14 protein-coding genes and 1 tRNA gene are annotated in these 13,260 nt (G+C 53.2%); 10 read left to right on the forward strand and 5 right to left on the reverse strand.

Going from position 1 to position 13,260, the window contains the following annotated elements; genetic code table 11:
• Positions 1-9 precede the first annotated feature (9 nt).
• Together BQ5456_RS06415 and BQ5456_RS06420 are read right to left on the reverse strand one after the other, a co-directional pair.
• Positions 10-1,425 (reverse strand): MFS transporter, encoded by a 1,416-nt coding sequence (locus BQ5456_RS06415; RefSeq protein WP_071129260.1) that lies wholly within the window; start codon positions 1,423-1,425, stop codon positions 10-12.
• Between the two features lie 40 nt (positions 1,426-1,465).
• Entirely contained in the window at positions 1,466-2,425 is a 960-nt protein-coding gene (locus BQ5456_RS06420; RefSeq protein ID WP_205407866.1) for a nucleoside hydrolase, read from the reverse strand.
• A 574-nt stretch (positions 2,426-2,999) separates the two neighbouring features.
• Here BQ5456_RS06420 and BQ5456_RS06425 point away from each other — a divergent pair.
• On the forward strand, positions 3,000-3,260 hold the full coding sequence (locus tag BQ5456_RS06425; protein WP_071129262.1) for a DNA polymerase II: 261 nt from the start codon (positions 3,000-3,002) through the stop codon (positions 3,258-3,260).
• 87 nt (positions 3,261-3,347) lie between these two features.
• Here BQ5456_RS06425 and BQ5456_RS06430 read toward each other — a convergent pair whose 3' ends face one another.
• Complete coding sequence (locus BQ5456_RS06430; RefSeq protein ID WP_071129263.1) at positions 3,348-4,364, reverse strand: LacI family DNA-binding transcriptional regulator; 1,017 nt, start codon at positions 4,362-4,364, stop codon at positions 3,348-3,350.
• A gap of 240 nt (positions 4,365-4,604) precedes the next feature.
• Here BQ5456_RS06430 and BQ5456_RS06435 point away from each other — a divergent pair, with 240 nt between their 5' ends.
• On the forward strand, positions 4,605-5,789 hold the full coding sequence (locus BQ5456_RS06435) for a Gfo/Idh/MocA family protein (RefSeq protein ID WP_083378403.1): 1,185 nt from the start codon (positions 4,605-4,607) through the stop codon (positions 5,787-5,789).
• A gap of 25 nt (positions 5,790-5,814) precedes the next feature.
• On the forward strand, positions 5,815-6,813 hold the full coding sequence (locus BQ5456_RS06440; RefSeq protein ID WP_071129264.1) for a sugar phosphate isomerase/epimerase family protein: 999 nt from the start codon (positions 5,815-5,817) through the stop codon (positions 6,811-6,813).
• A 10-nt stretch (positions 6,814-6,823) separates the two neighbouring features.
• On the opposite strand, the gene BQ5456_RS10420 is transcribed toward BQ5456_RS06440, so the two are convergent.
• Both BQ5456_RS10420 and ppk2 read right to left on the reverse strand, forming a co-directional pair.
• Positions 6,824-6,982 (reverse strand): SDR family oxidoreductase, encoded by a 159-nt coding sequence (locus tag BQ5456_RS10420; protein ID WP_159428774.1) that lies wholly within the window; start codon positions 6,980-6,982, stop codon positions 6,824-6,826.
• Positions 6,983-7,040: 58 nt separating this feature from the next.
• The gene (ppk2, locus tag BQ5456_RS06445) at positions 7,041-7,952 is read right to left on the reverse strand and encodes a polyphosphate kinase 2 (protein WP_071129265.1); all 912 of its coding nucleotides are present in this window, start codon (positions 7,950-7,952) and stop codon (positions 7,041-7,043) included.
• A gap of 122 nt (positions 7,953-8,074) precedes the next feature.
• Here ppk2 and upp point away from each other — a divergent pair, with 122 nt between their 5' ends.
• From upp to BQ5456_RS06480, 7 genes are all read left to right on the forward strand, one after another.
• Positions 8,075-8,716 (forward strand): uracil phosphoribosyltransferase, encoded by a 642-nt coding sequence (gene upp / locus BQ5456_RS06450; protein WP_071129266.1) that lies wholly within the window; start codon positions 8,075-8,077, stop codon positions 8,714-8,716.
• 275 nt (positions 8,717-8,991) lie between these two features.
• Positions 8,992-9,076: transfer RNA gene (locus BQ5456_RS06455), tRNA-Ser, on the forward strand.
• A 342-nt stretch (positions 9,077-9,418) separates the two neighbouring features.
• Entirely contained in the window at positions 9,419-9,715 is a 297-nt protein-coding gene (locus BQ5456_RS06460; protein ID WP_235858540.1) for a BrnT family toxin, read from the forward strand.
• Positions 9,699-9,962: a type II toxin-antitoxin system BrnA family antitoxin gene (gene brnA, locus BQ5456_RS06465; RefSeq protein ID WP_071129267.1), complete on the forward strand. Its 264-nt coding sequence runs from the start codon at positions 9,699-9,701 to the stop codon at positions 9,960-9,962. The genes BQ5456_RS06460 and brnA overlap by 17 nt, the downstream gene beginning before the upstream one ends.
• 90 nt (positions 9,963-10,052) lie before the next feature.
• On the forward strand, positions 10,053-11,144 hold the full coding sequence (locus BQ5456_RS06470; RefSeq protein WP_159428775.1) for a pseudouridine synthase: 1,092 nt from the start codon (positions 10,053-10,055) through the stop codon (positions 11,142-11,144).
• Positions 11,145-11,176: 32 nt separating this feature from the next.
• Positions 11,177-11,932 carry a glutamine amidotransferase-related protein gene (locus BQ5456_RS06475; protein ID WP_071129269.1) on the forward strand — a complete coding sequence of 252 codons (756 nt, stop codon included), beginning with the start codon at positions 11,177-11,179 and terminating at the stop codon, positions 11,930-11,932.
• Positions 11,933-11,942: 10 nt separating this feature from the next.
• A complete protein-coding gene (locus BQ5456_RS06480) occupies positions 11,943-13,142 on the forward strand; it encodes a glutamate--cysteine ligase (protein WP_071129270.1) in 1,200 nt (399 codons plus the stop codon).
• Positions 13,143-13,260 lie beyond the last annotated feature (118 nt).

Consider the following 13,260-nt stretch of genomic DNA (forward strand, 5'->3'; position numbering starts at 1 on the left):
CCCGACAGGTTATTTTGCGCGATAAATATGTCTACGGAAAAGCGTAAAGACAATCAGACCCAGTACAGCAGTGCAGCCACAAATTAGCATCAAATTTGCGTAGCTGGCGGCGTCTCCGGTGGCTCCAGTAAAAGAAGATCCTGCAAGAGTATTAGCATCCATGAGGCTACCGATAATGGAGATGCCGATAGAGGCGGTCACGTTCATGATCAGGTCATTCATACCCACACCTCGCCCGGATTCCTCTTTAGGCACGGTACCCAGCACGGTGGAAACTACCGGCGAATACATCAGGCCGCAGCCAGCGTAGAAAACGCAAGCAAAAATGGTGAGCTGCAAGAATCCTGATTCCACGCTGAAAGCGGCTCCGAACCAGCCGATGGTCATCAGAGTACCGGCGGTATAGATTCCAGCCTGTTTCCCTATTTTTCCTACAATCGCACCGGAGCTTATTCCTACTACCGCTGCCACCACAAATGCCCAGACAATATAATGCGAAACCTTCGTGGTGGTCATTCCATACATGGTGGTGCCGATGGCGTTGAAGATGGGCGAGATGCAGTAGTTCACGGAGTAAAAGACAAGTATCAGGCTGATTGCCAGCACCCAGCGGGTATTTTTGAAAAATTCGGGGGTAATAAACGGATTCTTCGCTTTATTGATATAGATAGCGAAAACGCAGAATAGCACCAGAGCTACTGCCAGCATCCACCAGTTCATGTAAGTGAAGAATAGCGTCAGAATTGCTACCGCCACACCGAAGATGGTGAACCCGGTGGCGTCAATTTTTTCTCCGGTACTGCTCTTATCGGGAAGAGAATGTAGCAGTAAAGGCAAGAATAGGATGGTTACCGCGGGTACGAGGAAAAGATACTGCCAGGCGATGGAGCTTAATAGACCGGCAGAGAAAACCCCGATAGAGGCAGATAGTTGATATCCGGCGGTGAACAGCCCGAAGAAAATAACTTTTAACTCGTCCTTCAGATATTTGGTGGCAATAACCAAAAATACGGAACCAGCTACCTGCTCCCCAGCAGTTTGTAGCACCCGCGCGATAATCACTGTCCAGAGGTTAGGGGTGAAGTAAAAATTTGCTATAAACCCAAATAGGGAGCCTACGAACAGAGTGATCAGCCCCAAGACTACGAGCTTCTTTAGAGAAACAAAATCTCCTAGAGATCCGTAAATGAAGCAAACAATACCCAAAACGATACTGGGAAACGCGGTAATGAGGGAGGCCTGCATGGGCGCACCAACATCCGCTCCCACCTGGGTGTACACAAGGTTGAATCCTTGCAGACATAGAGTACCTAAAATAAAAGTAATTAATAGGGGGATGAGGGCGCGGATTGCCATTTTATTGCTGGTTTCCGGGTCGGAAAATGGATCAACCTTGGCGCTAACCGGTTTGGGATTGGCTTTCATAGTCTGCTTCTTTTCTGGATTGGATGAATCAGTAATCGTGCTACTTAGCTGAGCGAGCCACTGAACCTATTCGGGTCATAAACTCGTCGAGGAAGCGGGGTACGTCTACTGCGACAGCCACTTCCATGGTTTTTTGGGGATCGTTAAGCCGTTCTACATCCCCGATTGTGCGGCCACGAGTAGGCTCGCTGCAATCTACTTTCATATTTATCGGCAAGGTTTCTACCAGGCTGGAATCTGCTGCGACGGCTACGGCGAGCGGATCGTGTAAGCCGCATCCTCCCAGGTGAGGGGCAGTGGTTTCGTAAGCTTTTATGTAATAGTCGGTCATATCGGCGAGGAACTCTCCGGCTGGGGTTCCAACGGCGCGCCACTGCTGGGTTTCTTTATAGGTAAGCAGAGTTTGTAAAGTAACGTCCAAACCTATCATGGTGGCGGGTATTCCCGAACGGAACACCAGGTCAGCAGCTTCTGGGTCTTGAGAGATATTGGCTTCTGCGCAAGCGTTAACATTCCCCCCGACTGTGAGGGCGCCTCCCATCAGCACAACTTTGCCGATCTGCTTAGTGATATCAGGGGCTTTCTCGATGGCAGCAGCTAGGTTTGTGAGTGGCCCGGTGGGGACGTAAATCAGTTCTTTACCGTAGGTTTCTACTGCTTCAATTAGAAAATCGACTGCTGATTTCTTTTCAGCGCTGCGGGTTGAGGAGGGGATATCAACATCACCAATCCCATTAAGTCCGTGAATAAAATGGGATATTTCTAGCACTTCAAACTCAGAGGCGGTGCGGGCATGGGAGATTCTGGGAAATACTTTTACTTCGGGGTGTCCCAGGACGTCAGTCACTGCCAGAGAGTTTCGTATTCCTTGTTCTAATAACACATTCCCGAAAGTGCCGGTGATCGCCATCAAGTCTAGCTCGGGGCTTCCCAGTGCATAGGCGATAGCTAAGGCGTCGTCCACGCCGGTGTCTAAATCTAGGATCAGCTTCTTTGCCACAATTGTCTCCTTTTCTGATTTCTTCACCGGCGTCACTACAGAACAAGAGCGAAGTCTTCAATGAAAGTTATTCAGGTAAATATATCAAAAGAGCGCGCCGGAGATGACGGAAATGCGCGCCTAATTTTTTCTGGAATTCCGCTAATGAATCAAGGCGAATTCCTGGTTTGCCGGAGCTAAGAACGACCTTGCCGACGCGTTCAAAATAAATGAGGTACCAGTCTAACCACGCGCTCAATATAGCTAAGGTACGCCGAACCCTTGTGTAATTATGTACTACAAATATATAATTATTATCTAAAAATAAATTCGAATGGGAATTGAAGTGGATATATATGTAAATCCTAGAGTCCAAGAACGCCACCCAGATATGAGCCCGGCAACGGTACAAGACGTGGAATACCACCCTAAGATACATTCCCCGCGACACTGATCCCGTCCAATGGGTAGGGGTTGGAATCGCGGACGGCAAGCTAATCGACTATATCGCCATCGAAAATAACGATGAAACCTGGCATATTTTCCATGCTATGAAAGCGAGCAAAAAGACGTTAAGAGAGGTAGGGCTAGAAAAATGAAATGGACGGCCGCAAACGGAACAACCTACAACGACGAACAAGTCGAGCAGTGGGCAAAAATGCAAGAAAGCGAAGCTGAATACAGCGGCAAACACCTAACCCCCGCGATGCCTGGTCGGCCTGTTAGTGTCGGGAAAAATGCTCATCCCTTTACGATCCGCCTAGACGAAGCACGTCGAAACAAGATCAATACCATAGCTAAGGAACTGGGTACTACCCCCAGCCATCTGGTACGCGACCTTATCGATGCTTTGTAGTCGCAGTCAGATAAAACCAAGAAATAGATTTGGGTACTTTAAACTAACCCTGGTAAGGGGCAGCAGGGTCTTGGCTAAAGCTGTCTTTTAACGCGGCTTTTTGCAGGTGGTGGCGCGTTGTAGCAAGGAGGGCGTCAGCGCGATTTCTTGTCCCGGAGCCCCGGGGGAAGCGTAGCGGGCAGCAACCGCTTTAATCGCCTCTTTGCCCAGTTGGGAGGCGTGCTGGTCGATAGCGGTGATAGAAAATTCCTCTAGCTGCCCCAAGTAGGTGTCGTCATAAGTGATTAACCCGCAGTCCCTGCCTGGCGCCATCCCCATGGCTCGCAACGCGGTACAGGCTTCAATCGCTATCAGGTTGTTATGGGCAATGAATGCCGGCCGTTTGGCCACTGATCCCTCTAGGCATTGGCGAATCTGTTCGCCCGGTTCCAGGTCAGGCAGTAAGGCTTGGAATCCTGGGAATTTCTTTTTCTTTTTTCGCAAGCTTTCAAAGGCTGCTCGTTGGGCTTGGCGGCGGGTCACTACTGCCTGGTCAACGCTTTCCGGGCTGGACAGAGAAAAGATGCGGTCGTAACCGCACTCGGCCAGGTGAGTGATTGCCAAGCGGGCAGCCGCGTCCTCGTCGATATGGATAGAGTCGATTTTTCCCGCCACGTACTTTAACCCCAGCACTGCCAGCGGGAAGGTTTCAGACAGGCGCGCCAATCTTTCTTGGGAGGAGGCAGGGGAGATGAGGATGACCCCGATAGTTTGCATCTCTTGGTAGCGGTTTATCAGGTTCCATTCTTTTTCCGGATCCTGGCGCGCGGTTGAAACCAAAGACAAAAGTTTGTTTTCTTCGGCGGCTAGGCGCAGCGCGTCCTCTACCTCTTCGAAGAAAGGATTTTGCAGGTCGGGGAGGATTACCCCCAGAAGATCGGTTCCGGAGGTTGATAAAAACGCGGCGTTTTGGTTACGGACGTATCCCATATCGGAGGCGACGCGCAGGATATTGGCTTTAGTTTCCGCATTTACCCGGGGGGAGTCAGATAGCGCCAAGGAAACTAATCCGCGCGATACTCCCGCTTTGCGGGCTACATCTGCTTGCGTAGGGCGAAAACTCATAGCTCAAGTATAAAATAACGCGCGCTAATTGTTGGCTTGCGGTGAACTTCGGGGAAGAATCTGCGCTCGTAGATAAGGAAATAACCCCAAAAAACTAAATAATAATTTTTTCTGGAATTAACTCTTGCTTTCTGGGTAATCCTCCTTTACTGTAGACAGTAGTTAACACGTGTTAACAACGGTTCGTTGCGGCGGCCGTTCAAGCGTTCTTGACACTAACGGAACTCAAAGAGGAGAAAAATGACTGAAGAAACTCTATCGGTGGCGGTGATTGGCGCGGGTATGGCCGGGCGTACTCACGCAGACGGATGGCGCCAGGCCAATACCGTCTTCGCGTCAGAGCTACCCCGGCTGCGCCTAGCCACCATTGCGGATGCTTACCTGCCCTTTGCTCAGGCCGCTGCCCGTGACTACGGTTACGAAAAAGCCACTGATAACTGGAAAGACATTGTTGACGATCCCGAGATTGACATTGTTTCCATTGTGGTGGGCAACAAGCTGCACCGCGAAATGGCGGAAGCATTGGTGAAAGCGGGCAAACACGTCCTGTGTGAAAAGCCCCTGACCGATAACCTAGAGGATGCCGAAGCCATGGCGGAATTCGGGGCAACTGATAAAGTAGTCACCGGTCTAGGCTATTGCTACCGCCGCAATCCGGGACTGGCAAAAATTGCGGAAATGGCGCAAAGCGGACAGCTGGGAGAAATCACCCATTTTGACGCGCGTTACTGGTGCGACTACGGCTGTGACCCGAACACCCCGATTGCTTGGCGCTACAAGGGACCGATGGGCTCGGGGGCTCTCGGAGATGTGGGCAGCCACCTGGTTGACGCTGCCGAATTCGTTTGCGGCCCCCTAAAGTCAGTTGCGGGTGCCCAGCTATCCACGGTAATCAAGAAACGACCCCCGGCTCTAGAAGGAGTAGCAGGAGGACGCGGCGCGTCCTCGCAGGCAGAAGCAACTGAAACCGTAGAAAACGATGACGTTGCCACCTGCACCCTAAAATTTGAAAACGGGATCATCGGAACTTTCTCGGTCTCGCGGGTAGCGTTCAACTCTCCCAACTCCATGCAGATAACTGTGAACGGCACCAAAGGAATGGTGTCTTTCGATATGGCGCGTGCCGGCGAAATCATGGTTGATGATCAAAGCGCTCCGGCCGGATTAGGCGGTCCGCGCCGCGTCCTCGTCAACCCTGACTTCCCTTACTTCAAGGGCGGATCCTCTATGGACTTTGGGGGAGTGGGAGTTACTCAAATCCAGCAGTTTGTTTACCAGGCACACGCCTTCTTAGAGCAGGTGGTCAGGGTTAAAGACGGATTGCCTCCCACCCCTGACTTTGCCTACGGATACCGCTCCATGCGTATCCTCGACACCATTGCCAAATGCGCAGCCAACGGTGGCGCCGAAATGGAAATCAAATAACCAAGATAACGAAAAGGAGAAAACCATGGCTATGAATCTAGGTGCTTACACCGCTTGTTTACACAACTTCACCCTGTCCGAAGCGCTTGATTATTTGAAATCCTTCGGGCTGACCGGCGCGGAAGTAAACGTGGGAGGCTTCATTCCCTCCCCGCACTGCCCGGTTGACCTGCTCATCGGTTCAAAAACCGCTCGCGAAGACTACCTGGGGATTTTCGAAGAAAAAGGAATGAGGCTGGCCGGACTGAACACTTCCGGTAACGTCGCCGACCCGCTGCCCGATGTGGGGCCGCGCCACACCTACGACCTGAAACGCGCCATCGAACTGGCCGGAAAACTCGGGGTTAAAGCGCTGGTATGTATGTCTGGGCTGCCCGGCTCCGACCCGGATGCCAAATATCCGGCGTGGGTGGTTAACCCCTGGAACGGGGAACAGCTAGAAGTGCTGGAATACCAGTACGGGGTGCTCGAGAAATTCTGGAAAGAAATGGATCTGCGCGCCCAAGATGCGGGAGTGAAACTGGCTTGGGAACTGCACCCCACCAACACCGTGTTCACCCCCACCCAGTTCCTGCAGTTCGAGGAACGCGTCGGCGGTTTCAAGAACATCGGGGTAAATATGGATCCCTCCCACCTGATGTGGCAGGGTATGGACATTATGAAGTCGATTGAGCTGCTGGGTGACAAGATTTTCCACGTGCACGCCAAAGACACCAAGATTGAGCCGGGAGTGGCCACTCGCGGGGTACTCGATCCTTCCTTCGGGCCGGTTCCCGAGGACGAATCTGCGCGCACTCCCGTAGGGATGAATCACTACTGCTCGTCCTGGCCTTCCGACCCGGCCTGGCGCTTCGTGGCCATCGGTGAAGGTCATGACGTACCCTGGTGGAGCGAGTTCCTAGCCGCGATCGCCAAGATCGATCCGGAAATGAACATCAACATCGAGCACGAGGATGCCGCCTACGATCAGCTAGAAGGCATTCGTCTGGGGGCAGAAAACCTGATCGCTGCCGACCGTTCCTAGGGAAACTGGTCTAGCGCTGCACCTGCCGCACCGGGCGAATCGATATCGTTTCCACCATGGCGTTTTCGGGAGAATCAATAGCGAAACGAACCGCTCTGGCGATTGATTCCACTGTCATGTGATCTGCGGGATCATAATAGTCAGCGTTCTCTTGCAAAACGTGTTGCATATCGGTATCGACGCGCCCGGGGTGGATAGAGGTGACCCAAACGCCCAGTGGTTGGAAATCAATTTTCGTTATCGCGATACTTCTTTAGGTCTTCCTCTTTGCCCTCAAGCTTCTTTTTCTTGTGCTGTTTGGCGACCTCGCCGGCAAAATCAGGCACATATTTAGAAACCGCCACCGAGGGGCGTACGTAACCGTTGGAGTTAGGACGCGGAGGAAGTTTAATCGGTTCCGCCTGCTTTTCAATCTCGGTATAGGGGATGGAACTGAGGAAATGGTGAATCATATTCAGTCGCGCCTGCTTCTTGGAATCAGAAAGCACGTGATGCCAAGGCGCCACCGAAGTGTCGGTATGCACCATCATGTCGTCCTTGGCGCGCGAATAATCTTCCCAACGGGTGATGGACTCTAAATCCATGGGGGAGAGTTTCCATTGGCGTAAAGGATCGCCTAGGCGGGATTTGAAACGCTTGTACTGTACTTTGTCAGACACGCTGAACCAGTATTTGCGCAGGTAGATTCCATCCTCGACTAGCATTTGTTCAAAAATGGGGCATTGGCGCATGAACAGCTGCACCTGTTCGGGGCGGGCAAATCCCATTACTTTTTCTACCCCGGCGCGGTTATACCAAGACCGGTCAAAGAGGACGATTTCCCCGGCAGCGGGCAGATGTTCGATATAGCGCTGGAAGTACCATTGGGTTTCTTGCCGTTCCGTAGGTTTAGGCAGAGCCACAATCCGAGCCACCCGCGGGGACAGGTATTCGGTCATCCGTTTAATAGTGCCGCCTTTACCGGCCGCATCGCGCCCCTCGAAAATAACTACGATTCGCGCTCCGGTGGCTTTCACCCAGGTTTGTAGTTTTCCCAGTTCACCTTGCAAACGGTAAAGCTCGGCTTCGTAAACTTTATTAGGGATTTTCTGTACCTTGATTTCGTCAGCTTCGCTAATCCCGTTTTCTTTATGGCTCATCTGTTTCTCCCGAATCGGCGTCAATTCTTAGGTTAGAACAGGGATGGGGTGCTCGGGGCAAAATGGGGAGCAGATTTGTCAAGGGGTAGGCGCGCAAGGGCAAAACGGGATAATTTGGGGTTATGGAATTTAAAGTCATTGATCATCCACTGGTCAAACATAAATTAACCGTTCTGCGTGATAAAGACACCCCATCATCAGTGTTTCGGCAACTGGTTGATGAACTGGTTACCCTGCTGGCTTACGAGGCCACGCGGCATGTGCGGGTTAGCCCCAAACAGATAGAAACCCCGATTCAACCGATGGAGGGCGAAACTCTTTCGGCTCCGCGTCCAATCGTGATCCCGATTCTGCGTGCCGGTTTGGGAATGCTATACGGCATGACCGCGCTGCTGCCCACGGCAGAAGTCGGTTTCCTGGGGATGAAGCGGGACGAAAAAACCTTGGCAATCGAGACTTACGCGAATCGTCTGCCCCAGGATTTAACTGACCGGCAAGTATTCCTGGTTGATCCCATGCTTGCAACCGGCGGTACCTTGGTGGCAGCCATCGATTACGCCTTGGAGCGAGGCGCCCGGGACGTTACCTGCATCTGCCTAGTGGCGGCGCCCGAAGGAGTTAAGCACGTAGAGGAACACGTCGGTCAGCGGGCAAATGTCACCGTGGTGGTGGCGGCTCTGGATGAGGGACTCACCCCCGAAGCCTATATTCGTCCTGGTCTAGGCGATGCCGGCGATCGTTTGTATGGGCTGGTAGATCACTAGTTTCGCCTGACGGCGCTTTGGCGCGGCTGCACGTCGAGGTTGCTTGACTCGGTAGCGATGCCGGTGAGGTGGTTGCTTGACTGCTGCATTGACCGGTCAAGTTGCCGCGGGAGTGGTCACATTTCGCGTCCAAAGTTTAGTTCTGGTACGTATTTCCGCTAAACTTTTGAAAGTCTGTTCATACAGATTTCGGTGGCGGTTCCTCGCTTTACGCCTCAGGTACCTACGGTGCCTTCGGCCGCGAGTAACCACACCAACAACTGAATACAGTACCTGGTAGCGTGTCCGAGCGGCCGAAGGTGCAGCACTCGAAATGCTGTGTGGGGCAACCCACCGTGGGTTCAAATCCCACCGCTACCGCAAGGAGAAAAATGCCCCGAGCGCTTGCGCTTGAGGGCATTTTTCGACGCAGCGGTATGTAAAGCCGCGTAGCGGTTTTACTAATACCGCAATGTGATGTCCCGCGAGATATGTCCGCATATCTCGCGGGTTTTTTTGGGTTTTTGGGGTGGGTGTTTCGGGTCATTTGTCCGTTTTTGGGTTTGGGGTGTTTCAGGACATTTGTCCGTTTTTGGGTTGGTAGGTTTTGTTGGGGTTGATGGTGTGTTCGGCGATGATTTCGGGCTAATGACCATGATTTCCCCGGCAACCAGATATGACGTTAGAAACTTGGAATTTCAACATCAATTTGATGTATAATAGATGTTGAAAGCAGGGGTGTTTGAGGTGGAATTTGAGTATGACCCGCGCAAGAGCGACGCTAATCTGTCTAAACACGGCATTAGTTTTGTTCAAAGCCAGAAGCTGTGGACACAGGGGAAAACGGTAACTTTTAACTCGATTAATGCAGGTAATGACGAATCAAGGCAAATAACTATTGGAAAAATAGAGGGTAAATACTATAGCGCTATTACTACTCAGCGAGCAGGACGCACGCGGATAATTTCGGTACGGCGCGCCAGGCAGAAGGAGATAGAGATTTATGAGCAAAACATTTGATACCTTAATCGCCGAACAGATCGATAAAAAATTCGACGATGGTGAGGATGTCCTCGAATATTTTGACTTGGAAAACCCGCAGGTAAATTCCCCGCTGCGTTCGATTGAGCAGAAGCGGGTAACTCTCACCATGCCGGAGTGGATGATTCAGGGACTGGATAAGCAGGCGGCTGACCTGGCTATTTCTAGGAATGCAGTAATAAACACTTATCTGGCAGAAAGGCTGACGGAGCAAGCGGCCAGTTAGCCTCTGCGTAAGGTTTTACTCGCAGCCGGGCGCTATAAGGTGGAAACTACAGCTAGGGCTGCGGCCAAGATAGTAAATAGGCGGGGTACGGTGGGAAGACGTATAAAGCACAGGCAGGCGGTGCGCCCGCCGGCGCGGGGCGGAATCGACCCGGTGGGGTTCGTTTCTACCGGTCAGGAAACGTTAGAGCGGCAGTTGCAAGCCCGCCTGGAACGCAAACTATCGCTGTCTACCGCCGAGATTGCGGATTTTGTTACGAAGGCGTTCGCGGCGGGGGATGTGGTGTCTCCCTTAGGGATCGCTTTATCCCCGGACAGCCAACTATTGGCGGGGCAACGCTACTACTTGCATCGAGTGGCTCCCGACGAAGGAGCTGCCTTACCGAAGTTGCAGGTGCTTTGGGAGGGCGAGGGGGCAATTGTAGTAAATAAACCCGCTAGCCTGGCAACGATTCCCCGCGGCTCCTGGATTACCCGCTCGGTGGTGGTGGCTGCTCGCCGCCAGTTCCACAATGACCAGATCAGCGCCGCGCATCGTCTAGATCGGCTCACTACCGGATGCTTGTTGCTGACCCTAGATCCGAAATATCGGGCGCGTTACCAACAGCTATTTGACCGCCGGCAAGTAAAGAAAACCTACCTGGCGCGCAGCCGCGGCGGGGGTGGCCGGGGAGAAGCGGCGGCTCCCCAGGTGGGGGAGCGTTTCGATTTCCAGCTTCCGATGTATAAAGAAACCGGCTCGCTGACAGTATCGATAGGAGCGCCCCCGGCCGGGCGGAAGGTGACGCGCTGCCAAAGCCGTACCCGCGGCCTCGTCCTCGGAAAATTCCCCCTCCCCGAAAAGACAGAAAAGTCGGAGGGGGAGGAAAACGCAAACCCGGGCAGCCAGGGAACCGCGCCAGAAGAAGAACTGTTGTGGCAGTTAGAGCCGGAAACCGGGTTTACTCATCAGCTGCGTGCCACCTTGGCACATTTCGGGTATCCCCTGTTGGGTGATCCCCTCTATCCGGAAGTTTTGCCCGCAGATGCCCCGGAAAATATCGACCCTCAGCTATGCCTGCACGCCCACCAGCTGCAGTTTCCTGACCCGGAAAATTCCGGTACCACCGTAACTGTCACTGCCCCCACTCCCACCTGGGCAAACGGCTATGAAAGTGCTAACAACCTGAAGAGTCTGGAATGACGGATGGCGCGCTAACCCGTAAGCTATAACCCATGCGAGAAAGGCTGCCGTTTTTATTTATCCAATGCCGTCCCGCCGGAAAAATAGCGCGTGACGAGCTACAAACCATTGCTGAGGTCACCGGACTAAAGATTGGGCAGGAACTACGCTCTCACCTGCTGCCAGAAGAAACTGGCCTTGACCTGTTGCGCGACCTGGATATTGCGGGCGGGTACAGTGCAGTCATTATTTCGGGATCGCCCTTTCGGGCGCAGCAGCCAACTGGCTCCGAAGATCCTGTACAGCGGCAGCTATATAACCAGCTAATGCCGCTCATGCATTACCTGCTAGATCAGGATTTTCCCACCTTGGGGCTTTGCTACGGAATGCAAATGTTGGGGCAAGCGGCTGGCGCCACTTTAACCGACCGCACCGGGGAAGACCTGCAGGCGGTGGAGGTTACTTTAACCGCGGAGGGGCAGGGAGACCCGGTGACCGGGCAGCTTGATCCGGTAATTCGCGGCTATACCGGACACGGGGATTCCCTGGCGGCACTTCCGGAGGGCGCAACTTTGCTTGGTAGCGGGAAACGTTGCCGCTACCAGCTACTTCGCTTTAAAAATAATCTGTATGGCACCCAGTTCCATCCGGAAATCACCACTGCAGGAATGCAAATCCGCATCGACCAATACGGGGACGCGTACTACGCGGCCGCTGAACGCGAAGCGGTCATCGCCCGCTGCATGACCCAAGATGTAACCAGTTCCCACCGGTTGCTGTCCGCTTTTACTGAACATTACCGTCGTTAGGAGGCACCTGATGGGTATCGAATTTTCAAAATCTGAGCGTTCCACCATCGGTATCGAATGGGAACTACAGCTAATCGACAAAGATTCGTTTGACCTGCGTCAATGCGCGAGCGCAGTGCTGGAGGAAGTGGAGCGGCTACATCCACAGAACCAGCTGGTGCATCGGGAAATGCTACTTAATACGGTAGAACTAATTTCCCGTCCTCGCCGCAACGTGCGCGATTGCATCATGGATTTGAAAGAGGGAATAAACCTGGTGCGTCCGGTTACCTCCGCGCTGCGCGTAGAGTTAGCCTCCGCGGGATCCCACCCCTTCGCTAACCCCAGCTACCAGCAGGTTACCGATAGTAAACGCTATGAAGAACTGGTCAATCGTACCCAATATTGGGGGCGCCAGATGCTACTTTTTGGAACCCATGTACATGTGGGGGTGGAAGACCGCAACAAAGTATTGCCCATACAAAACTATCTGACCAGCAAACTTGGTCATATTCAGGCGCTGTTTGCCTCTTCCCCTTACTGGGCGGGAGTCGACACCGGGTATTGCGACAACCGGGCGATGGTATTCCAACAGCTACCTACTGCCGGCAAACCCTATCAATTTGAAACCTGGGAACAGCTGGAAGAGTTCACCTCCGGGATGCTAAAAACCGGGGTGATTGATTCCTTTGATGAGGTGCGCTGGGATATTCGCCCTTCCCCCAAGTTTGGCACTATTGAAGCGCGGGTAGCGGACGCCTCTTCCACTATCAAAGAGGTAGCAGCCTGCGCCGCACTTACGCAAGCCCTGGTAGAGACGGCTTCGCGGCAGCTAGACGCGGGTAAAGAACTGCCGGTACTGCCCGACTGGTTTGTGCGGGAAAACCGCTGGCGGGCTGCCCGCTACGGGATGGACGCCATCTTGATTGAGGACGTGCACGGGGAAGAAGCCCTGCTCAGCGAATCTCTGCCGGATTGCCTCGAGAAACTGACTCCTGCCGCCGAAGATCTAGACTGCGCAGAAGAACTCTGGTCACTGCTCGACATCGTGAAACTAGGAGTCGGCTACCAGCGGCAACGTACTATTTTTGAGCGCACCAATTCCTATGAGGCGGTAGTAGCCTTCCTAATGGCAGAAATGGAGGCAGGCGAGCCGCTTGATCCCGCGCACTTCGTAGACAAATCCCTGCACCAAAGCGGGGTCAAAGGCTGGAAAGTCCGCGCCCGCTAAACACGCGAATCCGCAAGCACTAACGTTTCAAGAGGGCGCGGGAAAAGATACGAGAGGGGCTTGAGCCGAACTTGTTGAGGCTCACGGGGCCCCGGAGTGCTTTTCCCACGCCCGTTGC

It is taken from the genome of Varibaculum massiliense, from assembly GCF_900106855.1.
Lineage (GTDB): Bacteria > Actinomycetota > Actinomycetes > Actinomycetales > Actinomycetaceae > Varibaculum > Varibaculum massiliense.